The 23,720-nt window shown below is 58.3% G+C and carries 16 protein-coding genes; 12 read left to right on the top strand and 4 right to left on the bottom strand.

Annotated elements, in window-relative coordinates; translation table 11 throughout:
* The first annotated feature begins 304 nt into the window (after nt 1–304).
* The 4 genes from ACSYSS_RS07085 to ACSYSS_RS07070 all read left to right on the top strand — a co-directional run bounded on the left by ACSYSS_RS07085 (nt 305) and on the right by ACSYSS_RS07070 (nt 4,545).
* Nucleotides 305–631 (top strand): carboxymuconolactone decarboxylase family protein, encoded by a 327-nt coding sequence (locus ACSYSS_RS07085; protein ID WP_491703323.1) that lies wholly within the window; start codon nt 305–307, stop codon nt 629–631.
* Nucleotides 624–1,145, top strand: a complete 522-nt coding sequence (locus ACSYSS_RS07080; RefSeq protein WP_491703322.1) for a YbaK/EbsC family protein — start codon at nt 624–626, stop codon at nt 1,143–1,145. The genes ACSYSS_RS07085 and ACSYSS_RS07080 overlap by 8 nt, the downstream gene beginning before the upstream one ends.
* A 258-nt stretch (nt 1,146–1,403) precedes the next feature.
* Complete coding sequence (spxB, locus tag ACSYSS_RS07075; RefSeq protein WP_491703321.1) at nt 1,404–3,191, top strand: pyruvate oxidase; 1,788 nt, start codon at nt 1,404–1,406, stop codon at nt 3,189–3,191.
* Nucleotides 3,192–3,513: 322 nt separating this feature from the next.
* On the top strand, nt 3,514–4,545 hold the full coding sequence (locus tag ACSYSS_RS07070; protein ID WP_491703320.1) for an alpha/beta hydrolase: 1,032 nt from the start codon (nt 3,514–3,516) through the stop codon (nt 4,543–4,545).
* Here ACSYSS_RS07070 and ACSYSS_RS07065 read toward each other — a convergent pair.
* A complete protein-coding gene (locus ACSYSS_RS07065; RefSeq protein WP_491703319.1) occupies nt 4,542–5,066 on the bottom strand; it encodes a gluconokinase in 525 nt (174 codons plus the stop codon). The two genes, ACSYSS_RS07070 and ACSYSS_RS07065, sit on opposite strands and share 4 nt — an antisense overlap.
* A 62-nt stretch (nt 5,067–5,128) precedes the next feature.
* Entirely contained in the window at nt 5,129–5,494 is a 366-nt protein-coding gene (locus ACSYSS_RS07060) for a hypothetical protein (RefSeq protein ID WP_491703318.1), read from the bottom strand.
* Nucleotides 5,495–5,572: 78 nt separating this feature from the next.
* Between ACSYSS_RS07060 and topA the strand changes: the two genes are divergently transcribed.
* From topA to ACSYSS_RS07030, 6 genes are all read left to right on the top strand, one after another.
* Nucleotides 5,573–8,542, top strand: a complete 2,970-nt coding sequence (gene topA / locus ACSYSS_RS07055) for a type I DNA topoisomerase (RefSeq protein ID WP_491703317.1) — start codon at nt 5,573–5,575, stop codon at nt 8,540–8,542.
* Between the two features lie 107 nt (nt 8,543–8,649).
* Nucleotides 8,650–10,503, top strand: coding sequence for an arginine--tRNA ligase (gene argS, locus ACSYSS_RS07050; protein WP_491703316.1), 1,854 nt, complete (start codon nt 8,650–8,652; stop codon nt 10,501–10,503).
* 190 nt (nt 10,504–10,693) lie between these two features.
* On the top strand, nt 10,694–12,415 hold the full coding sequence (locus ACSYSS_RS07045; RefSeq protein WP_491703315.1) for a diaminopimelate decarboxylase family protein: 1,722 nt from the start codon (nt 10,694–10,696) through the stop codon (nt 12,413–12,415).
* Between the two features lie 77 nt (nt 12,416–12,492).
* Nucleotides 12,493–13,845: a homoserine dehydrogenase gene (locus tag ACSYSS_RS07040; RefSeq protein WP_491703314.1), complete on the top strand. Its 1,353-nt coding sequence runs from the start codon at nt 12,493–12,495 to the stop codon at nt 13,843–13,845.
* A complete protein-coding gene (locus ACSYSS_RS07035; RefSeq protein WP_491703313.1) occupies nt 13,842–14,945 on the top strand; it encodes a homoserine kinase in 1,104 nt (367 codons plus the stop codon). The genes ACSYSS_RS07040 and ACSYSS_RS07035 overlap by 4 nt, the downstream gene beginning before the upstream one ends.
* Before the next feature lie 280 nt (nt 14,946–15,225).
* Nucleotides 15,226–16,794, top strand: a complete 1,569-nt coding sequence (locus ACSYSS_RS07030; protein WP_491703312.1) for a Maf family protein — start codon at nt 15,226–15,228, stop codon at nt 16,792–16,794.
* A gap of 292 nt (nt 16,795–17,086) precedes the next feature.
* On the opposite strand, the gene ACSYSS_RS07025 is transcribed toward ACSYSS_RS07030, so the two are convergent.
* Nucleotides 17,087–18,031 (bottom strand): AEC family transporter, encoded by a 945-nt coding sequence (locus ACSYSS_RS07025; RefSeq protein ID WP_491703311.1) that lies wholly within the window; start codon nt 18,029–18,031, stop codon nt 17,087–17,089.
* A 487-nt stretch (nt 18,032–18,518) separates the two neighbouring features.
* Between ACSYSS_RS07025 and ACSYSS_RS07020 the strand changes: the two genes are divergently transcribed.
* On the top strand, nt 18,519–21,365 hold the full coding sequence (locus ACSYSS_RS07020; protein WP_491703310.1) for an ATP-dependent DNA helicase RecG: 2,847 nt from the start codon (nt 18,519–18,521) through the stop codon (nt 21,363–21,365).
* Between the two features lie 511 nt (nt 21,366–21,876).
* The gene (locus tag ACSYSS_RS07015) at nt 21,877–22,449 is read left to right on the top strand and encodes an RsmD family RNA methyltransferase (RefSeq protein ID WP_491703309.1); all 573 of its coding nucleotides are present in this window, start codon (nt 21,877–21,879) and stop codon (nt 22,447–22,449) included.
* Between the two features lie 231 nt (nt 22,450–22,680).
* Here ACSYSS_RS07015 and ACSYSS_RS07010 read toward each other — a convergent pair whose 3' ends face one another.
* Nucleotides 22,681–23,718: a tRNA (guanine(37)-N(1))-methyltransferase gene (locus ACSYSS_RS07010; protein ID WP_491703308.1), complete on the bottom strand. Its 1,038-nt coding sequence runs from the start codon at nt 23,716–23,718 to the stop codon at nt 22,681–22,683.
* Between the last annotated feature and the right edge of the window lie 2 nt (nt 23,719–23,720).

Below are 23,720 nucleotides of genomic sequence, written 5' to 3'. Positions count from 1 at the left end.
GGAATCAAACCGTTGGAACCTCAACATTTTAGGATTCAATCTTGATTATTTTCGTGGCGAAAGTACGCACTGAATGGTTATGAGGCTGATTTTGGGCCGAATTTGACTTCAAGATGGCTTGAAGAGTTAACCTAGTGAAGTTGGATTAGCTCGAACGTGCCCTTTGCAGAGGCGCGTCAGGCATTTGAGTGTGCTTGCGGCTGTTTGTGGACGCCTGCGAACATGGGCGTCATGTGGCCTATGGACGGCATGAGGTGTTCGCTTGCGTTTACGGATGCTGGAGCATTGGAAGAAAGGTACAATTATGGCTATCAAGCAGACGGCAGGGCATAAGCAGTTGGGTGAGTTCGCGCCGGAGTTTGCACATCTGAACGACGATGTGCTCTTCGGAGAGGTATGGAGCCGGGAAGACAAGCTTTCCGCTCATGACCGCTCCATGATTACCATCTCCGCCATCATCGCCATGGGCGCCACCGAGCAGCTCGACGCGCATCTGAACATTGGCAAGCAAAATGGCATCACCAAGCAGGAAATCAGTGAGATGATCACCCATCTCGCCTTCTACGTCGGTTGGCCCAAGGCGTGGTCCGCCTTCAACCGAGCCAAGCAGGTGTGGACCGACGGTGAGTGAAGCGGACCCTGCCACTCATTCGCAGGCACTGCAACTACTGGAAAGGGCAGGGGTTTCCTATCGGGAGGTGCATCACGGCGCTGTGTTCCATGTCGGAGATGTCTCAGATGCAAACCTGGATTTTCCAGTGGTCAAAACGTTGCTGCTGCACATCAAAAGGACAGGGAGCTACTGCATGTGTGTGCTTCTTGGTGCTGACAGTCTTGACATTCATGCCGTGGCCGGGTTGCTGGGCGTGAGCAAAAGCAAGGTATCGTTTGCACAGGCCAACGACTTGTCAAGACTGCTCGGAGTTGCGCCCGGTACGGTGACTCCGCTGGCGTTGCCGCACAATGCGGATTGCCGCATTCGGGTTCTGCTTGATGTCAGGTTGCAGGAGCTGGATAAAGTCGGCGTTCATCCGAATGTCAACACGTCTACAGTGCTGATGGCGTTTGACGATTTGCTTCGAACAATTCAGGCGACCGGTCATGAAGCGCAAGTAGCCGGCATCGCTCAAGTCGCCAAAGCCTAAGGTATTTCAGGCAATTCTTAAGGGGGCCGGTTCATTGTACCGGTTGGCTCCATGTGGTGTATGTCAGCGTCGGCTAGCATCGGTAGCTTAGCTTTCGCGTTTCTGCGCTGCAAGCTGTAAAACTTTGTTCACCGGTGAAATTTCCATATACTTGGACTCAGGTAGACGCATGTGGCCGGCTCAGGCAAAGCAGAGACGCTTCATGCGCAAGCCGGCGGATAATATTTTTGTCGGTTCCATCCGCGAAAGGAGCGAATGATGAGTGAGCAACCAGATGAGAAACAAGGTGCGCGGGGTAAGATTCCGGCTTCTCAGGCGATGATTAAGGTTCTTGAGGCGTGGGGAGTGAGGCACATCTTCGGGTTGCCGGGTGGCTCATTCGATTCGACAATGGATGCCCTGCACGCCCGATCCAGCACCATGAAATACATCCAGGTGCGTCACGAGGAGGCAGGTGCGCTCGCCGCAGCGGGCGAGGCCAAGTTCACCAGCAGGATCGGTGTGTGCTTCGGCTCGGCAGGGCCCGGTGCGGTCCATCTGCTCAACGGGCTCTACGATGCCAAACACGACCATGTGCCGGTGCTGGCGCTGGTGGCCCAGGTGCCCACGGACACCATCAACACCGACTACTTCCAGGAGTTGCCCGAGGAACCGATCTTCGCGGATGTGGCCTCCTACGACCGTACGGTGATGACCGCCGAGCAGCTGCCGGCGGTGGTGGACCAGGCCATCCGCCAGGCCTATGAGCATTCAGGTGTGGCTGTGGTAATCATTCCCAAGGACTTGGGCTGGACCAAGATCGATGACGACTTCCACGCCACCGTGAATGATTTCACGTTCACGCAAAACCATCCGCTTCCCGACTCTGACTTGGTGCGCCGGGCCGTGGATATGCTGACGAACGCCAAACGTCCGCTGATTTATTTTGGCGTTGGCGCTAAGGGCGCGGTGAAGGAGCTCAAGGAGCTCTCCGAGCGAATCAAGGCCCCGCTGATGTCGAGCGCACTGTGCAAAGGTCTGATTCCCGACAGCGATCCGGCATATATGCTTTCGGCTGGCCGCGTGGCCTCCAAGCCGGGCGTGGATGCTGCCTCGAGTGCTGATGTGGTGCTCTTCATCGGCACCAATATGCCGTTTGCCGGTCTCTTTATCAAGCCGGATGCCAAATTCATCCAAGTCAACACGAAGCCCAGCGACATCGGCAAGCGCCATAGGGTCGATTTGGGCATCATCGCCGATGCCAAGGCCACGCTTGAAGCCATGCTCAAAGTGGCGAAGCCTGTGGAATCGCGGCCGTTCTACGACGCGATGATTGCCGACAAGAAGAATTGGAACGAGTGGCTTGCTGGCCGCTCGGAGATTGACAAGACCCCGCTCGACGTGGATGCCGTCTTCACCCAGATCAACCGGATTGCCAAGCCCGATGCCATATTCTCTGTGGATGTGGGCAACGTGACCATAGATTCAGTGCGGTTGCTGAACATGGTGCCGACGCAGAAGTTCGCCACCTCCGCTTGGTACGCCACCATGGGCTTTGCCGTTCCCGCAGCCATCGGCGCGCAGGAGAGCTATCCGGGCCGTCAGGTGTTCTCCATCAGCGGCGACGGTGGATTTGCCATGAACATGCAGGACATCATGACCCAAGTCAAGTACCGCGAACCGATTATCAACGTGGTGCTGACGAACAAATCGCTTGGATTCATCGAGGCGGAGCAGGATGACAACCGCCAGCCGCACTCCGGGGTGGACCTAATCGATGGCAACTTCGGTGAGGCTGCAGCGGGTCTGGGGGCCAAGGGCTACGAGGTACGTACGCTCGCCGAGCTTCGGCAGGCGTTCAGCGAAGCCGCGGATTACACGGCTCAGGGCCGCGGCCCGGTGGTGATCGACGTGAAGATTGCCAACGACCGCCCGTTGCCCGTCGAGCAGCTTGCGCTGGAGGCCAGTGACAGGTTCCCGCAAGAGTATGTGAATCAGTTTACGGCCACCTATCGCACCGACGGGTTGATTCCGATTAGCCGGATTCTTGCGAAGTTTGAAGCATAGAGCCTGCTGGGGAGAGGTTTGTATTGTTGGGAGGCGCTTTGCCGCATATCGGAGGGTTGGTGACATTTCGCCCGTTGACTGCCTGTCATGAGCGTTTTGTCTCCAGCCTGGCGAGGTGAGGCGGCATCTCGTCTACTTATGTCTGTTCAACGGACGAAATGTATCCGCTAGTGTCGGATCTGTACATTTCGTCTCTTTAGGCCGGTCCCTCTTCCCGTAACGGCGATATGCATAGAGTCGTTCTATACTGACTCATTATGGAGCCGTGTATATGATGCGGTGACAATGATTGGCAGCGATGCTTTGGAAGGAGAGACCCGGGATGGGTTCGGCTGATGGTGAGTTGAGCGATGAAGAGCGAAATCTGTTCGAACGGTGGACCGAGATTGACGGTGATTTGGACGGCGTGGAGTCGCAACTGGCACAGTACATACGTACCAGTCGTATAGTGACGGCTCGAAGCGACAGGTTGCGGTCTGAGCATTGGAAAGTGCCGGAAGGCATCGATTGCTTCAACGATATTCCCTATATGGACGATGGTTTGCGCGGCCACAAGCTGGATGTCTACTTGCCGCATGAGGCGCGCGAGCGTGGTGGTGCCGTATTGCCAGCTTACGTTGACATTCATGGCGGTGGTTTTACGTACGGATACAAGGAGCTGAATCGTAATTTCAACGTCAATCTTGCAGCGCAAGGGTTTGCGGTGTTTTCACTGAGTTACAGGCCAGTGCCACAGACTGATTTCTTAGGGCAATTGCACGATGTTTTTCATGCTTTTGCATGGATAAGGCAACATTTGCAGGACTATCCAGTGGGTCCAAATTCGTTGTTCATCACCGGTGACTCGGCTGGAGGAACGCTTGGACTGTATTCTTTGGCGATTGATGGTTCGGAGGCTGTGGCTCGGACTTTCGGTATTGAACGGTCTGGAATCAAATGGAAAGGTGCGGCTCTGATTTCAGGGCTCTTTGACTTGACCTCCTATGTGGATGTTGCGGTAGGAAGATCGCCGCGTGACGGTGAGGACATCATCCAGGGCTGGGATTTGCTCGCCCCCGCCATGTTCACCGGATTGGCAGGAGCTCCTGAGCGTTACGTTGACTTGAATGCAATGACTCATGAAGTGAACCTGCCCTCCCTTTTTCTCAACACAAGCAACGACGACTTCATCGAGTTCCATACGCTACGTCTCGCTGCAGCGTTGAGCCGCAATGGGCGCGACTTCGAGTTGCACGATGTGTACGCGCCGAAGGGTCAGGCGCTGGGGCATGTCTACCCCGTCGGCATGAGCTGGCTGCCTGAAAGCCAGACCGTGTTCGAGCAGATTCGTGAGTTTTCCTACAGTCGGATTTAATGGTTGGGCTGCACTTGCCCGGCGTACGCGCGAACCGCGTCCAGTGCTTCCGATTCCACTTCTTCAATGTCCCCGTCCACGCAGATGGTGTAGCCGTCCTCGTCGTCATGCAGGTCCTCCAACGTTTCGAATTGGCTTTCAAGCAGAGAGGTGGGCATGAAATGGCCTTTTCGTGAGCTCATGCGTGAAGCGATGACATCGAACGAGCCTTTGAGATGGACGAGGTAGACGGGGCACGTCTTCCGCAGCGCATCCCTATACGAGCGTTTGAGCGCCGAGCAGGAGACGACGGTGGGAATGCCTTCGCTGTCTTTCCGCTGGATCCATTGTGCGATTCGCGCGAGCCAAGGCCGGCGGTCGTCATCGGTGAGTGGGATTCCGGCGCTCATCTTGTCGATATTGGCTTGCGGATGCAGATCGTCGCCTTCGGCCATCTCATAGCCAAACTGGTTGCTGATGGCCTGTGCAACCGTCGTTTTCCCACAGCCGGAAACGCCCATCACTATTATGTGTACATTCATGTTCTTGTTGCCTCCACGTTCGAACCTCGCATCGGGAGTGCCAATAGCATCGCGCCCGAGTCTTATGCTACATTATTTGCACAAGAAAGGATTGGGATGATGCGAGTTGTCATTTTTTGCCAACGTTGAGCCTTGCCTTGGCGATTCTTGGTGACTCTTGATGATTCCGCGTCGATTTGAGAGTTATAGGTTTGTTCAGATCTGGGGTTTGCCCAAACCCAAAGGTAACCGGAAATCCGTTTCGCCTGATATGTTTTGTTGTGCCTACTCAATGTGATGCTGAATGCATGTCCGTGCGATTCCTGAAGGTTAGGTAGGGCTATTGTGCAATACTGACGAGCGGAACGGCGAAACGGGTGCCACAAAATGGCGGTATATGGCAGGTTTTGTGGTTGATGCTGTATTTCTCCGCAAAGTTTGATAAACATGCGAGTTATGATGTCATTGTACATAGAGGTTCGTTGCATAGCGCACAACGGCAGCATCTCAAGTTAAAAGGAGCGGTTATGGCTGGTACGAAGCTTGTCATCGTGGAATCTCCCACCAAAGCCAAGAAAATCGGAGGCTATTTGGGCAAAGACTACACGGTCAGGGCATCGGTGGGTCACATCCGCGATCTGGCGCAGCCCAGTGAGGTGCCTGCGTCCAAGAAAGAGAAGTTCGGGCGCTTCGGTGTGGACGTGAACGATGGTTTCGAGCCGTACTACATCGTCGGGCCGCAGAAAAAGAAAACGGTGGCCGAGCTCAAAAGCGCGCTCAAGAACGCCGATGAACTCTACCTCGCCACTGATGAGGATCGCGAGGGCGAGGCCATCGCCTGGCACTTGGTGCAGACGCTGAAACCGAAGGTGCCCGTCAAGCGCATGGTGTTCCACGAGATCACGCCCGAGGCCATCAAGGATTCCCTCAATCATACGCGCCAGGTGGATGCCAATATGGTGGATGCGCAGGAGACCCGCCGTGTGCTCGACCGCCTTTACGGCTATGAACTTTCACCGGTGCTTTGGCGCAAGGTCGGCCCTGGTCTTTCCGCCGGCCGCGTGCAGTCGGTGGCCACCAAGCTCATTGTAGAGCGCGAGCGTGAGCGCATGGCGTTCGTACGGGCTCCGTATTGGGACGTCACGGCCACGTTGGCCAAGTCTGGCGAGAGCGCTGGCGAAGGCGGCTCAAGCTTCGAGGCGCGCATGATCGCGATGAACGGCAGTCGCCTTGCAGGTTCCAAGGACTTCAACAGCGATGGAACGCTGACTGCCTCCAGCCAAAAGGATGGTGTAACGCGTATCGACGAGGACTTGGCGCAAAAGCTTGCCAAGGCCCTGGAACACTCCACGTTCACCGTGAGCTCCATGGAGACCAAGCCGTATCGTCGCCGGCCGGTTCCGCCATTCACCACCTCCACCATGCAGCAGGCTGCCGGCAATAGGCTTTCCATGAGTTCGCGCCAGACCATGCGGGCAGCCCAGGGGCTGTACGAGAACGGTTACATTACCTATATGCGTACCGATTCGGTCACGCTTTCCCAGGAAGCCATCCAGGCCGCACGGCAGTCGGTGACGAAGCATTTTGGCAAGGAATATCTGTCGGAGAAGTCCAAGCAGTACGTCACGAAGACCGCGGGAGCCCAGGAGGCGCACGAATGTATTCGTCCTGCCGGTTCGAAGTTCCGCGATCCTGATGAACTCGCCACCAAGGTTCCACCCGATCAGTTGAAGTTGTATACCTTGATTTGGCAACGTACGCTCGCTTCCCAGATGGCCGATGCCACCGGGGTCACTGCGACGGTGCGTCTTACGGCTCCCGTTGAAGGGGTGGATGTCCCTGCTGCCGGTAGTGGTTCGGGCGAGACCGAGTTTCAGGCTTCGGGTACGGTCATCGAGTTCCCAGGATTCCTCAAGGTATCTGGGTGGCCGCGTCGCGATGGCGGCGAATCCGATGTGGCGTTGCCGCCGATGAAAACAGGCGACGCGCTGACCGCCTCGGCGGTGGGTGCCGATGGCCATGAGACGCAGCCACCCGCTCGCTACACGGAAGCCTCGCTGGTCAAGACGTTGGAGGCCAAGGAGATTGGCCGCCCGTCCACGTACGCCAGCATCATCTCCACCATCATCGATCGCGGCTATGTCTACGAGCGTGGCCGTGCCTTGATCCCCTCTTGGTTGGCCTTTGCCGTCACCAAGCTGTTGGAGCAGAACTTCCCGAAGTACGTGGACTACCGGTTCACTGCGGATATGGAAAACGGCCTCGACAAGATAGCCCGTGGCGATGAGACAAGCAAGGAATGGCTCACACGGTTCTATTTCGGGTCTGGCGACGGAGCGGCGAAATCCAGTGATGAGGCGCACGAGGGCTTGGCGCAGCAAGTGGCGCAGCTGGGTGACATTGATGCCCGCGCCATCAACACCATCGAGATCGGCGATGGCCTGCAGGTGCGCGTGGGCCGGTATGGCCCGTATCTGGAGGACACCAAGAACCTGGATGCCGAGGGCAATCCCAAGCATGCCTCGATTCCCGAGACCATGGCTCCTGATGAGCTCACCGTCCAGGCCGGTCATGAGCTGATTCGCACCAATGCCGGCGGCCCGCGCGAGTTGGGCAAGGACCCCGTGACCGGCGGCACAGTAGAGGTGCGCACCGGCAGGTTCGGCCCGTATGTAGCACTGGTGGCTCCCAGTGTGGCAGACCAACCTGCGACGGGCGAGGCAACAACCGAAGGTGTGAAGACGCGTAATGCCAGGGGCGCCAAGGGCACTGCAACGAAGGGTTCTGGCGCGTCTGCAGCGTCGAAGTCGACTGCCAAGTCCTCGTCGCGTTCGAAGTCAAAGAAAGTTGCGGCACCCAAGCCCAAGATGGCCTCGCTCTTCAAGACCATGACTCCTGAGACCGTCACGCTTGAAGACGCATTGAAGCTGCTCAGTCTGCCGCGTGAGGTGGGCAAGGTGGAGGAGACGAACGCCGAAACCGGTGAGGTCTCCGAGGCCACGGTGGTGGCCAACAACGGGCGGTATGGTCCGTATCTGACCAAGACCAGTGCCGACGGCAAGTCGGAGACGCGCTCGCTTTCGGGTGAGGATGAGATTTTCAGCGTCACCATCGAGCACGCCAAGGAACTGTTTGCACAGCCAAAGTATGGCCGGGGCCGCGGACGTGGCGCTGCAAAGCCGCCGCTGCGCGAGCTCGGTGCCGATCCGGAGAACGGTAAGAACGTCACCATCAAGGACGGGTTCTATGGAGCCTACATCACCGATGGCGAAACCAACCGTACGCTGCCCAAGCAGTACACTCCTGAGTCCATCGACCCCGTCGATGCGTTCCGGTTGCTTGCCGAGAAGCGTGCGGCTGGCCCTACCAAGCGCCGCCGTCGCACCGCCACTCGTAAGAAGTCGGTCAAGAAGACTGCGGGTTCAACCAAGCGCACGCCAGCGAAAAAGGCCACAGCCAAAAAAACGGTCACAAAGCGTGCGTCTACTCAGCAGTGAATTCAGCCAACGCACTGCAAATTGGTTCCTAGTGCGTCTTCGCATCGCACCGAACATATTGGGCATCGGCACCGCACACGTCAGGCAAACACAGTAATATTGATGGAATGAGTCCTGAATCCTTAAGTGAACTGATTTCCAACATTGCGCACGGTTTGGCATCTGGTGGCAAAGCCGGGCAACTGACCGATGAGCTCGTGCCGCCGGTGGGCAAGTTTGCCGTGATGCGCCCAAAGGATCGTTCGCATGGCGACTGGGCGAGCAATGTTGCCATGCAGCTGGCTAAGAAAGCCGGAATGAAGCCACGGGATTTGGCGGAGCTGTTTGCCGCGGAGTTGAGGGATGCCGATGGGATTGCATCCGTGGAGGTGGCTGGCCCCGGATTCATCAACATCACGCTTGACTCCGCCTCTGCTGCCGCAGTGGTCGATGCTGTGCTGGCGGGCCGTGAGCCGATTGGCGACGTGTACAAGTCTGAGGGCGGTGAGGCGCTGAATGAAGAGGGCACGTCCTTCGGCCGCAATGAGAGTCTGAGCGGCAGAACGCTCAATCTGGAGTTCGTCTCCGCCAACCCCACTGGTCCGATTCACATTGGCGGCGTGCGTTGGGCGGCCACGGGCGACTCGATGGCGCGCGTGCTAGAGGCCAACGGTGCCAAGGTGGTGCGTGAATATTACTTCAACGACCACGGCGAGCAGATCAATCGCTTCGCCAAATCGTTGGTGGCTGCTGCCCATGGCGAACAGACGCCCGCCGATGGCTACAAGGGTGCGTATATCAAGGAGATAGTCGATCGTGTGATTGCCCAGGCCAAAGCGGATGGCGTCGATATCCTTTCGCTGCCTCGCGTCGACGGCGGTGTGGATAAGGATGGCAAGGCCTTGGGTGAGGGTGACTCGCCCCAGCGTGAGGAGTTCCGCGCCCGCGCCGTGCCGATGATGTTTGCCGAAATTCAGCAGTCCATGAAGGACTTCCGCGTGGACTATGACGTGTGGTTCCATGAGAACAGCCTCTATGAGTCCGGTGCCGCCGACAAGGCCATCGACTACCTGCGGGGCAAGGGCGACATCTACGAGAAGGACGGCGCCACCTGGTTCGCCTCCACCAAGCACGGCGACGACAAGGACCGCGTCATCATCAAGTCCAACGGTGAGTACGCCTACTTCGCCGCCGACATCGCCTATTACTGGGACAAGCGCCACCGGTCGGTCGATCCTGCTGACGTGGCCATCTACATGCTCGGCGCGGATCATCACGGGTACATTGGCCGTATGATAGCCATGTGCGCTGCGTTTGGTGACAAGCCGGGCGAGAACATGCAGATTCTCATCGGGCAGATGGTCAACGTGATGAAGGACGGCAAGGCCGTGCGCATGTCGAAGCGAGCCGGCAACGTCGTCACCATCGACGACCTGGTGGATGCCATCGGCGTGGATGCCTCGCGCTACTCGCTGGCCCGCACCGACTACAACACGAGCGTCGACATCGACCTCAATGTGCTGGCCTCGCACACCAACGAGAACCCGGTCTACTACGTGCAGTACGCCCACGCCCGCAGCTGCAACGTGGACCGCAATGCCGCCGATGCGGGAATCGACGCAGCCCAGGCCGAGCTGGGCCTACTGGACACGGCCGCCGACGGCGAAGTGCTGGCGGCGTTGGCCCAATGGCCGTCCATCGTGTCTGAGGCTGGCAATCTGCGCGCTCCACACAAGGTGGCTCACTATTTGGAGACGCTCGCTGGTGCATACCACAAGTGGTACAACCTGGAGCGCGTGGTGCCTATGGCACTCACTGAGCCCGAGGAGCGCAAGGATGAGGTCGAGCGCGAAGCGTTGCGCATCGCCAAAGATCCGGAACCCGCCCGCGCTGCGGCACGCCTGAAGCTCAACGACGCTGTGCGCTTGGTCATTGCCTCCGGCCTCGACCTGCTCGGTGTCAGCGCGCCCAGCAAGATGTGAAATATCCGGTTGTTTTCGTTCAGTGGGTATTTTTCTTGTGAGAGGCATGGAACTGAGTTATTAAGAATGGCTATTTTCCGCCATTTTCTTAGTTATACAATGTGCTCATCCGGCGATTTGCCCACGAAAAGTACCCACTGAAGGAAATATGATGAATAAAGTTGTCTCAAAAGGTACACAGGAGGGTCATATGGCAGGCATCAGCAAGATTTGGCCGGTAACCGCGGCATGGGATGACTGCGGCGAGCTGACGTTTCATGGGCATTCGGCTGCCTCATTGCTAGATGATTTTGGTTCTCCGCTCTACGTCATGGACATCGACGAACTGAGGGCACGTGCCCGCGGATTCGTGCGTGCCGCCGAGGCTGCATTCCCCACCTCAACCACCCATGTCAGCTACGCCGGCAAGACGTTTCTTTCCAAGGAAGTCTGCCGCATCGTCACCGAGGAAGGCATGTCCGTGGACACCTGCTCGATGGGCGAGATGCGCATTGCCCTTGCGGCCGGCGTGCCTGGGCGCCGCCTGGTGCTGCATGGCAACAACAAGTCGGATGCCGAGCTGGAGCTGGCGATCGCTCAGAATTTCAGCAAGATCGTGGTGGATTCGCCCGACGAACCGGCTCGCATCGCCGCCATTGCCCACAGACTCGGCAAGCGGGCGCGTGTCATGTTGCGCGTCACCTGCGGCATCCACGCCGGCGGCCATGAATATATCTCAACTGCCCACGAGGATCAGAAGTTCGGGGTTGCCTTACTACCGGCAGGAGTGGGTCCGGAAATCTTTGATGTACTCGATAAGCTCGGTGTGGACCAGCCGGATGGGCGTGGCGGCAAATCCTATGCTGATATGTCAGGCACGCCCACACAGACATACGGCGGTGCGGCCGGCAACGCATCACAGGTGCAGGCGGTGCAAAATGGTGCCGAAGCTGTGGATTCCGGGAATGGTCAGAGTTCTGAGAGCCCGATTCATGCCAATCTGGCCAACGCCGACAAACTGGACTACAGCATCCGCTACCCGTACGACACCGGTCAGCATACGGCACTTTCCGACAATGACCTAGCTTTGGCACGCGCCATGGATGCAATAGCCGAAGGGCCTGCCATCGCTGTCTTGAAAGACATCGAGTCCCACAGTGACGACCTTGAATTGGTGGGCATCCATTCCCACATCGGTTCGCAGATCCACAATGCCAACGCCTTCATCGAGGCGGGCGAGCGCATGATGCTCCTACGCCGCACCTTCTACGCAACCGATGCCTATTTCCTGCCCGAAGTTGACCTTGGCGGCGGCTATTCCGTGGCCTACACCGACAGTGAAGATGCCATGGACGTGCCACATGAGCTCGGCAGGCTCTCCGAGGCCGTAAGCCGGGTCAACAAGGCACTCGGCATGCCGGCGCCCACCATCTCCTTTGAACCGGGCCGCTCGATTGCCGGCCCCTGCGGTGTGACGCTCTATACGGTGGGCACCATCAAGCGGATCGCTTTGCCCGCTGGGACGAAAGACAGTGCTGGCAACGAAATCCATGAGCGCACCTATGTATCGGTCGACGGTGGTATGAGCGACAACATTCGTCCGGCGCTCTATGGTGCAGATTACACGGCAGTCGTGGCCGGAAGGGCTGCAGGCCAAGCGTCTCACGCCGGCGGTGCAACAATGCTTGCACGTGTGGTCGGCATGCATTGCGAGTCCGGCGACATCATTGTACATGAGTGTCGCTTGCCTGCAGATCTCAGTCGGGGCGACATCCTCGCCGTTCCCGTCACCGGAGCCTACGGCCGTACGATGGCAAGCAACTACAACCAGGCTTTGATTCCAGCAGTGGTGTCGGTCAGCGAGAACGATGTCCATGTGATGATTCGCCGTCAGACCATCGACGACTTGCTCGGCCTTGACGTGAGCCGCTGATTCCTGGAGCGGGAGCCTGTCGGTTTCGTTCCGTAAGATAAAGCCATATTCATGATTTCTGACTGTGGGGGAAGAGTATGGCGAATCAGGATGCGTCCAAGGTCGGCGCTGTGGGTGGACGTGCGGATGCGGACCCCATCCGCATAGGGTTGCTGGGGGCCGGCACTGTGGGCTCCCAAACGGCACGGTTATTGGTGGAGCAGCGCGTTGAGCTGGAAAACCGCATTGGCTCGCCGATCACATTGAGCGGCGTGGCCTGCAGACATCCCGAAACAGTCGATGTTCCATGGATCGACAAGGCTCTGCTGACCGCAGACACGCAGTCCGTCGTGCGTGGAGCGGACATTGTCGTCGAGCTCATCGGCGGCTTGGAGCCGGCGCGAACGCTGGTGTTGCAGGCGCTCAATGTGGGCACGTCGGTGGTGACTGCCAACAAGGCGTTGCTTGCGAAATTCGGCCCCGAACTCTACCATGCCGCCGCCAAGCACCATGCCGACATCTATTTCGAAGCCGCGGTGGGAGGGGCGATTCCCCTCATCCGGCCGCTGCGCGAGTCACTTTCCGGAGATACGGTCGACAGCGTGCTGGGCATTTTGAACGGCACCACGAATTACATTCTTGACGAGATGACCACCAAAGGCCTCGATTTCGATGTGGCACTGAAGGATGCACAGGCGAAAGGATATGCCGAGGCGGACCCGACCGGTGACATCGAAGGTGTCGATGCCGCCAACAAAGCCGCCATCGTGGCTTCCCTTGCGTTTCACACGCCGATCGGCATAGACGATGTGTCGGTTGAAGGCATCACAACAATCACTGCGGACGATATTGCCGCCGCCACTGCCGAAGGTAGGGTGATCAAGTTGCTTGCCGTGGTGGGCAATGGTGAGGATGGCGTATCGGCTCGCGTCTACCCCGCGTTGATTCCGCAGGACCATCCTCTGGCTTCGGTGCACGGCAGTTTCAATGCGGCGTTCGTGCACGCTGAGGCCGCCGACGACCTCATGTTCTACGGGCGCGGGGCGGGAGGCGCCCCTACGGCCTCGGCGGTGGTCGGAGACGTGGTGACTGTGGCGCGCCACATTGCGCAAGGTTCCACAGGTCAGGCCATCGATCTATACCAAGATCTGCCCAAAGCCACGCTGAATGCTTCGGAAGGCGTGTTTGCCGTGCGCTTCCAGATTTGCGACAGGCCCGGCATCCTGGCGAAGATTTCGCAGAAGTTCGGCGACTATGGTCTTTCCATCAATGGCATCAACCAAGACATCACACCCACGCCGCACGACCCGGGGTATTCCGGTGAGATTCAGACACTGCGTTTGGTGACCCATCGTTGCAATGAGGTCACGCTGAGGCAGTGCATCAAGGATATTTGCGATTTCAGTTTTGTGGTGGGCGAGCCCTCGATTCTGCGGGTGATGGAACGATGATTCGCCAGGTGCGCATACTGGTCCCAGCCACCACGGCGAATCTTGGCTCCGGTTTTGATGCCGTTGGCCTGGCTTTGGATTATTGCGACGAGTTGGTGTTTACGCGCAACGGTGATGACGGTTGCACCGGCACCGCCACGATGGGCGCGGATGAGGATGGCGGCTTTGCCGGTGGCAAGGTGAGGGATGTTGCAGGCGCTGCCGGAGCTGAAGACATGTCCGCACACGTCATCATTCATGGCGAAGGCGAGGATACGCTTCCCCGAGACGAAACCCATCTGGTGGTCTCCACATTCCGCAGGGCCTGCCGTACGTTTGGCTTGCCTCTGTTCGGGTTCACGCTGGAGGCCAATAACCGCATTCCTCAGGCACGTGGCATGGGTTCCTCCGCAGAAGCCATTGTTGCCGGTATCGCCGCCGCTGCTGCATTCGCCACTGCAGACGCGGGTAGAGGCGCCACTGGCTCGCAGCCCGTTTCCTTAGATAGGGACTCCATATTTGCGTTGGCGGCTCAGGCCGAGGGGCATCCCGATAATGTGGCGCCTGCCGTGTATGGCGGCCTCACCGCTTCTTGGAGGCAGGAGGCCGTGGAAGGCGTCGGCTCGTTCAAGGTTGCCGATGCGCAACCCTTGCAGACCGGCTTCCACTCGGTGCAATACCCGGTCAGTGGCGCTGTGCGTGCCACCGTGTTCGTGCCTGACTTCGAACTCTCAACCGAACGGGCGCGTCGTGCCTTGCCGTCCAAGGTGCCCTACGATTCCGCTGTGTACAACGTCTCACGGGCGGCATTGCTCCCGGCTGCCATGAATTGTGGCAATCGGGCCCGAGGCAATCAGCTTCTGTTCGCCGCCACACAGGATTCGCTGCATCAGCCTTACCGTAGGTCTTTGATGGCCTCGGCTTGGGCGTTGATCGAGCGTCTACGCTCGCAGGGCTTTGCGGCTGCGGTCTCTGGGGCCGGCCCGTGCATATTGGTGTTGCACTATGGCGACGTTGCCGAGCAGCTCGATACGCTCGCCGCTGATTGGCTGCAGAGCGGCCATTGGAAGGTGCTCCATCTAGCCATCAACGCTTCCGGCATCCAAGTTGAGGCACAGTGAGTTCATTTTCGTCCATTTTGGTCTTATGGTGTTCGGAATTTCCACGAATTTCGTTTGTTCAGGGAGATTGTTGCTGCACGACGCTGTAACCGAACATAAGAAATGGCGGAATTCCAACATTCTTGATGTTCTGCATCCCTGTGATACTTCAGGAATCTCCCTAAATAAAATAAATGCGCCTATATATGGCCTGTTTAGTGATATATCATGAGGAAACAAGGTATGTATGGATTGAGCATGCGGCTTGCACAGGCCGCATGATTACAGAGTTTGGAGTGTTATGACCGTTCCTTTGATTCTTGCTTCCAGTTCTCCGTCGCGCCGGCGTGTGCTGCTGCAGGCCGGCATCAATCCCAATGTCAGCGTTTCGCATGTGGATGAGTCTGTGGCACTTGATGACACCGCCCGGAGGCATGGGGCCAGCATGGCTGATCTCAGCGTCAAACAGCGCGTTGAGATCCTGGCCAAGGCCAAGGCCCGAACGGTGGCCAGGAGCTACCGCGCTGTGGCGTCGCTGGTCTCGGACGCACAAGGTGATCAGGTCACTGCTTACCCGTTGCGCGTTGCTGGCGAAGAGGGCTCCGGAGAATCAGGAATCAAGGGGCCGCAAGGGCATGACGAAGGAACTGAAACAGGCAATGCCGTCGTCAGTAACTTTGATTCGACGCTGACACGAGATTTTTCAGGCGTGGACGTACCCATGGAGACCGAACCTCTGCAGAAGGCCATGGCTGGGTTCCAGGGGTTTGAACGCTTGGCGAAGGGTCCGTTGATTGTGGGGTGTGACTCCATGTTTCTCTTCGACGGCGAGGCGCTCGGCAAGCCGCATACGCCGCAGGTGGCGCTGGAGCGGCTCAAGGCAATGTGTGGCAAGTTCGGCGAGCTTTGGACTGGCCATTGCGTCGTCGACTTTGCCACAGGCCGCGAAAGCACGGCCACCAGCCATGCCAAGGTAAAGTTTGCCGATTATACGGATAGACAGATTGAAGCATATGTCGCCACTGGAGAGCCGCTGGAGGTGGCTGGATGCTTCACGCTGGAAGGCTTGGGAGGCGCCTTTATCGAGAGCGTCGAGGGAGACCCGAGCGGCGTGCTCGGCATCAGTCTGCCATTGTTGCGGCGTATGGTGGGGAGCTTGGGCGTTGACTGGACTGAGCTTTGGAATTGGAAGGGCGCTGCAGGCATTGATGGCGTTGACGTGCCGCAAACAGGCGAATCGAAGGTGAACGCAACGACGGGTGCCGCCTCGAGTGCGGCCAGGAGAGGCGCCGATTTTGGACTCAAACCCCCGGAGGATGCATCGAGCCTTGAGTCTCGGCTGGCTGCGGTGACTTCGCCGCAGGGTCGCATCCGTCAGCCGGGGGACGGTTGGGTTGATTGTGCCTGCGGCCGGCGCCACTGGGGGCGGTGCGGTGCGGCTGGCGTGTTACTTGCGCGGCGTGACGAAACAACGGGCAAGGTCACTGACATCGTGATGCAGCATCGCGCCGTGTGGAGCGCGGAAGGCGGCACGTGGGGTGTGCCTGGTGGGGCCATCACCGCGGTGGAGACTCCAATCGAAGGTGCTCTGCGGGAGTCATACGAAGAGGCCAATATCACCCCGGAAGACATTGAAGTCGTTGGCACTCATCGCGAAGAGCACGGCCCGTGGGCCTATACCACGGTGATCGCCTTCGAGAAGCCGGGGCACAGTGTCGACCCGCATCCTAATGATGATGAAAGCCTTACGATTGGCTGGGTGCCGGTGAGTGAGGTGGCGGATCGGAATCTGCTCACCGCCTTCCGCGCCGACTGGCCTGGTTTCGTAAAGCGGCTCGACGCGCTCGCAGCCAGTCATATCGGTCGATAGTGAGTCGGAGCTAGCCGACAACGTCGAAACATCGTTACGGCAGCCGTACCAGACGCACTGGGATTGACGCTCACCGGATGTTTGGTGCGGGTTGTTCGTTTCATTCGGATGAAACGTCCGCTGGTGCGTCTTCATCGAGTGTTTCGTGCGGCTGCAACCTCGAACTCGTGCGGAACGTTCGCTGAGTTACGGTTGCTGTCCGTGTTGTTGTGGCGAGGCTGGTGGATGAGACTATTTCGGCTGTTGAGTTGCGGCTGACGTTGGCGATTTGATACCGTTTCGCCTTGCAGCGCTAGCTCAGCAGTGCGGCGATGATGGCGATGAAGATGGGACTGGTGACGGTGGAGAGCAGGATGCCATCGCGTGCGAAGGTCATGCCGACGTTGTATCGGGCGGCGTAGTTGTAGACGTTCTGACCGGCGGGCAATGCCGCCAGCACCACGCAGGCGTAAAGCACTTTGCCCGAAAATCCCATGACGTACTTTGCCAGCAGGAACGCGATGATCGGCATCACAATGTTCTTCAAGACGGTGACGGTGTAGACAGCTGGGCGCGCGGACTTGTTCTGCAGCGGCTTGGTGCCGTAGATGGACATGCCAAAGGCCATCAATATCATGGGCACCGCCGCCTGGCCGATGATGTTGATGGGGTCGTAGATGAACTTGGGGATGGGGTAGTAGCCCACCTTGATGGCGATGGCCGAGACGAGGATGCCGCCGAGAGAGCCGATGAGGAGTGGTTGGTGCAGCGGCTGGGCCAGAATCTTCTTCGCTGAGACCTTACCGGTGGTGGTGATGTCGAGCGCCGTCAGGGCGATGGGCGTGAAGATGGCCTGCTGCATGACGAGGATTGGTGCCACGAGCGCGCCGTTGCCAAGGATGTATGTGGCGATGGGCAGGCCGATGTTGTTGGAGTTGAGGTACAGCGAGTTGAGCGCGCCCACCGTGGCATCCGCCGGACCCATGTGGAAGAACAGCTGGTTGAGGATGAGGAAGACCACGCCCACTGCCAACGCCGAGAAGAACGCCACGAAGATGGACGAATGGAAGATCTCGGTGAGCGGCTCCTTGGAGAGGATGGCGAACATGAGGCAAGGGTTGGTGACGAAGAAGCTCACCTTGTTCAGCACCATCTGTGCGCTTGGTCCCCCGATGCGCATACGGGCCGCCACGTAGCCCACGATGATGATGACAGCGATGACGAAGAACCCCTGCATCGCGCTGAGCAACCCGGTCATGCTCCTCCTCTTCCCTTGTTGGTGGCCGCGTTGTACGTGCCATTGACAAGTGACGTATTCCGTTTTATCGGTTGAATGTATTGAACCAACCCATACTCTCTCGCCCCATAGAGATTGGTGCGCGATACGCCATCATGTGGTCGGAGCTGTCGTGTTCAGCCGAGATGTGAGTCGGAATCGTGCGCGCTGGGGCACAGTGGTTTGCGAACCGAGTACAGTTCGGATATGAAGGCGCGGGTTTGCGACCGAATCGTACCCGATTTTGATGGGCTGCGGGAGAATCGGGTACATTTCGGTCGGTCAACGGCTGATTCGCGACTGGATTGTACACGCTTCGATGTTTGGCGTTGGAAGTGGGTATGTTTCGGTTATGGGACAAGTGATGCGTGGCGACTGATATGTGGGGCATGCGCCGATGCCGATTCAGCAGAGGCTGGGCCACTGAGCCCTCACCGTCGAGGTTAGCGCAAATTTATACAATGGAGATATGAACAACGTAACGCTTCTCACCCCGATTTCCTCGCTGATCGCCAACAAACGGCGGGTCAGCGCGCTGAAGAAGCTCGGTGTGGTGAGCGTAGGCGACGCGTTGACCTATTACCCGTTCCGCGTCACCGAGCCGGTTCCAGTGCGCTCGGTGCGGGAGGCGAGGATTGGAGAGCCGATGGCATTCGCCGGTGTGGTGCGCGTCTCACGCGTGATTCCCATGGGTCGCAGCGCTGGTTTCAGGCTTGAGGCCAGTGTGGATGACAGCGCTTTTGCGGCAGGCCGGCATGTGGCACCTTCCGATATAAGGCTCACGTTCTTCTCGCATAAAAAGCCATATATGGACTGGATGGGCAATCGGTTGAGGTCCGGGGCGCAGGTCGTGGTGGCCGGCGTGCTCGATACGTTCAACGGCCAGCTGCAGTTCACCCACCCTGAGGTGCTGACGGTTGCGCCGAACCAAGAAGGTGCTTCCAGTGGGCGTTCGAATGGGAGCGGCACCTCCGCTCAGGAGGCGGGAGTTGACGGTGCCAATGCCCCTAGTGGTGTGCAAGCCGCTGGTTCTGCTGGCAGGGTGTTCCCAGCGTATCAATCATCTGTGGCAATGCGTGGGTTGAGATTCGATGCCAACAGTGAGGCCGAGGCACTCCGGCATGTATGCCGCCCGCGCCCCGTCTACCATGCCAATTCGCGCATTTCAAGCGATCACATTCATGAGAGCATATTGACTGTGCTCGCAGCCCTTGGCGTGCCGCTGACGAACTATGGCGAAGCTGCGAATGGCGTAGGAACTGCGACGAACAGCCCAAGCAGCGGCGTTGAACGTGATTCCAATACAGTCAATGGAGAAGATCCTGCAGGCGGCGTGGCACCTTCCGTTTCAAGTGCCATCCCCGATATTCTGCCGGCATCCGAGATTGAACGGCTTCATTTGCCGCACCGCGCCGAGGCGTTCGCCGCCATCCACAATCCGCAGTCCGTCGAGCAGTTCAAGCGCGGCCTGCAGGCGCTGCGCTACGAGGAGGCGTACGTTTCGCAAACCGCGGTGTTGCAGGCTCGACAAACCTCACGCAAGGCTGATTCCATAGTGTGTGGGAAAACGGGGTTGAGGGACCGCTTCATCGATTCACTGCCATTCAGCTTGACCGCTGGCCAACGCGCCGTGGTGAACACCATCGGCGAAGACATGCAGCGCGACTACCCCATGCAACGGCTGCTGCAGGGCGAGGTGGGCAGCGGCAAGACAGTGGTGGCGCTGGCGGCCATGCTCCAGGCGGTCGGTTCAGGCGGGCAGGCTGTGCTTGTGGCGCCGACGCAGGTGCTTGCCGAGCAGCATCTCCACACCATCACCGGCATGGCGGGCAAGCTGGACGAGGCGAATGGTCGTGTCGGCGATGTCGAACGTGGTGATGGTGCTAAGAATGGCAATGCCAACGCCAGGTCTAAATCCGCACCCATTCCGGTCACGCTGCTGACGGGTGGTATGAAGCTGGCCGAACGTCGTCGTGCCCTGGCACAGCTGGCCAGCGGCGAACCTGGCATTGTCATCGCCACACACGCCGCGTTTTCCAAAAAGGTGCAGATGCCGAACCTGGCGCTCGCCGTCATCGACGAGCAGCATCGGTTCGGCGTGGAACAGCGTCAGGTGTTGAAGAACATGAACACGCTGAACGCCGATGGCAAGCCGATTGAGGGTGGAAAGACTCCGCACCTGCTGGTCATGACCGCCACGCCCATTCCGCGTTCGGCGGCGATGACGTGGTTTGGCGATCTGGAGATTTCCGAGCTCACCGAGCTTCCGGGTGGGCGCAAACCGATCAAGACCGTGGTGGTGCCGGAGGCCGATAGCCGCACTATGGCGCAGATGTTCGTCCACTTGCGTCGTCGCGTCGACGCAGGGGAGCGGGCCTACATCGTCTGCCCTCGAATTGAAACCGATGAGGAAGCGGCACTTGACGCTGCCGATGTCGAGAGTGGTGCCGGCGCCGTCGGCAAGGTGTCCGGGAAGGCAACTGATGCCATCGCCGATTCTATGCGCGGCTTGGGCGGTGCTGGGCGCATGAGCGCGGTACGTGTTGGAAACGCTGCGGTACGCAGTAGCGTCTCCGGAGGCCGATTGGTTCGTGGCAGGCATGGTGGTTCGGCCGCGGATGATGCGGAATCCGGTTTCGTGGAGTTCACCGATGAAGGTCTGAACGAGGATGAGACCAGCGGTGGCGAGACTGCTGAGAAGCCGCCGTTACATGCAGTCAGCGAGATAGCGGCGCGCCTCTCCTCCTTGCCACAGTTCCGTGGTATCGCTTTCGCCACGCTCACCGGTCGCGACGACGATGAGACCAAACAGCGGGTGATGGCCGATTTCCAGTCCGGCAAAACGCCTGTGCTTGTGGCCACCACCGTCATCGAAGTAGGTGTGGACGTGCCTGAAGCCAGTTGCATCGTCATCTTTGATGCTGACCGGTTTGGCCTTTCGCAGTTGCATCAGTTGCGTGGCCGTGTGGGGCGTGGTGGGACCGATGCGTGGGCGTTCCTCGTCTCGCGTGCAGAGCCTGGCAGCATTGCCGAGCAGCGGCTTGATGTGATTCGTCGGTCCACTGACGGCGCCGAGATTGCGGAGGCAGACCTTGAGCTGCGCGGGGCAGGAGACGTGACGGGTGACGCCCAGTCGGGCGGTAAGTCTGGCCTGAAGCTCCTGCGCGTGGTCAAAGACAAGAAGCTCATTGCTCAGGCACGCGAAAGTGCCGAGTCGTTGCTGGCAGCAAATCCTACGTTGGATGGAGAGCCTGAACTCGCCGGTGCCGTGCTTGACTTCACCCGTGGCAGTGAAACCCAAATTTTCAGTAGCTGACTCAACCAATTGCTGGCACAATGTGTCATAGATGGTAAACTCCGCGGTAAATAGTGCCGTTAAGCGTCATAATCCGTAGTCATTGAATAATGATGTGACTTATAGTGTCATTCTATGGCACGATGTGTCGGCAATGGATGTTCGTGTAGCATATAGTGCCTTTAAACGTCACAATGTGTCGGTGTCATATATTTATGCGGTAAGTATTGCCGTTAGACGGCACTATGTGTAGTGGTTGGATGATTCCGCGGTAAATAGTGCCGGATTATGGCACTATATGTCGGTGTCAGATATTCGTGTGGTAAATAGTGCCGTAAGGCGTCACAATCTGTAGTCATTGAATAATTGTGTGACACTTAGTGTCATGCTATGGCACGATATGTCGGCATTGAGCATTTACGCGGTAAATAGTGCCATACTATGGGTAGCGGTGGCTCGTCTCGTGTGGTGGCTCGTATCGCGCAATGCATTGTGCCGCCAATTCGACGGGACTGCCCGCTACCATGGCAGTATGCGTGTTATTTCCGGCAGATTCAAAGGCTTCCAGCTTCCGCAGGCCAAGTCAGGCACACGGCCTACCACCGACCGCACGAAGGAGGCCATTTTCTCACGGCTCGATTCGCTTGGCATCCTGGCTGGCGCGCGTGTGCTCGATTTGTTCGCCGGTACCGGTGCTCTTGGCATCGAGGCCCTCTCGCGCGGTGCCGATGAGCTCGTAGCGGTGGAATCCGCAGGCCCAGCTGAGGCGGTGCTTGCTGGCACGCTCAGGTCGTTGCAGCGTCAGCGTTCCTGGAACCCGTCTATGCATGCTCGTGCACTCCGTAAACCAGCCGAACGCATGGTTTCCGGCTATCATGGTCCCGCATTTGGTGTGGTTTTTGCCGATCCGCCATATGCCTACTCCACCGAAGAATGCAACGCTCTGCTTGCCTCGTTGGCTGCCAGTGCGACTACGAACGTTGAAACCACTATACTTATCGAGCGTTCTGTGCGCTCCGATTCGCTCATCGCGCCGAAAGGCTGGCAGCTGGCCGATCAGCGCGACTACGGCGAGACCGCGGTGTTCACCTTCTCTGCCGAGTGAACTTCGACTAATTCTGTTTTTCACCCGGGTTCTCGACGTGATGTTTCAGGCCAAATCCACCCAAAATCGCCATTGAAATTCTTCAGAGGGGATTTTTACCCGGATTGCTGCAGAGGCGGAAATCTTTATCGGCGGAATTCCAACGTTTGTATGTTCTGTCTTTGATTATGTTCTCCAAAAAAGTCCCCTCTGAACGTAAAGACATCTGCAGGGCACAGATTTGGGACGGATTCAGACCGCAAACCGCCTGGGGTGCATCCCCGAGACCTCCCAACCCAAGGCCATCAGCGTCTTGCGATCGGATTTGTCGAGCAGTGAGCAGTCGAGTGCTTCAATGAGGTCAGGGCGAATCGTACTGGTGCGCTTTAGCGCTTCGTCCCTGCGGAATCGGTCGACTTTGCCATGGTCGCCGCTCGTAAGGATTGCAGGTACCGCCATGCCACGCCACGTGGTGGGGCGGGTGTACTGGTGGTACTCGAGCAGCGCGTTCGCTCCGGTGTACGATTCCTCCACGATGGAGTCGGGGTTGCCCATGAACCCGGGGATGAGCCTCGTGATGGCCTCCAGCATCACCAAAACCGCAACCTCTCCGCCATTGAGCACATAGTCGCCGATGGAATACTCACGCACATCTACACCTTGCGCTTCGTAATACCGAGGGATCCTCGCATCGTAGCCCTCGTATCGGCCGCATCCGAAGATAAGATGCCCGGCGTGTGAAAGTTCGGTAGCGTTATGCTGCGTAAACAGTGGAGCGGAGGGATTCGGGAAAATGAGCACGGGGGAGTCCTCGCTTGGTGCTGCTGGAGTCGTCGATGCGCCTACTTCAACATTGCCGCTCGTGTCATCGGCTGTGGTAAGGCTTGCAGTGCGAATGTCAGAAGCGCCTGCTCCGTGGCTGTCATTGCCGGACTCGCTGAAGGCCACGGATATGTCAGAACTGCCGAACTTGTGGGAAATGTTGGTGCTGAGGGAATCGGCGCCTTCATTGGCATCACTGCCGGAGTCGCCATTACGGCTTGACAGGACTTCCGTAGGTTTCAGTCCCAACAAATCATCCAGGCATGCGGCCCAGATTTCGGGTTTCATCACCATTCCAGCGCCGCCGCCCACCGGCGTATCGTCCACGGAATGGTGCACGTCGTGGGTCCAGTCGCGCAGATTGTGCGTGGCGATCTCAATGAGCCCGTGTTCCTGCGCCTTGCCGAACAACCCGACGTTCAGTGCCCCGAAATACTCAGGGAATACGGTTACAATGTCTGTTTTCATCG

The sequence above is a fragment of the Bifidobacterium sp. ESL1118 genome (genome assembly GCF_058505595.1).
The sequence above is the reverse complement of the archived record's forward strand: the minus strand, read 5'-3'. Positions and strand labels throughout refer to the sequence as shown.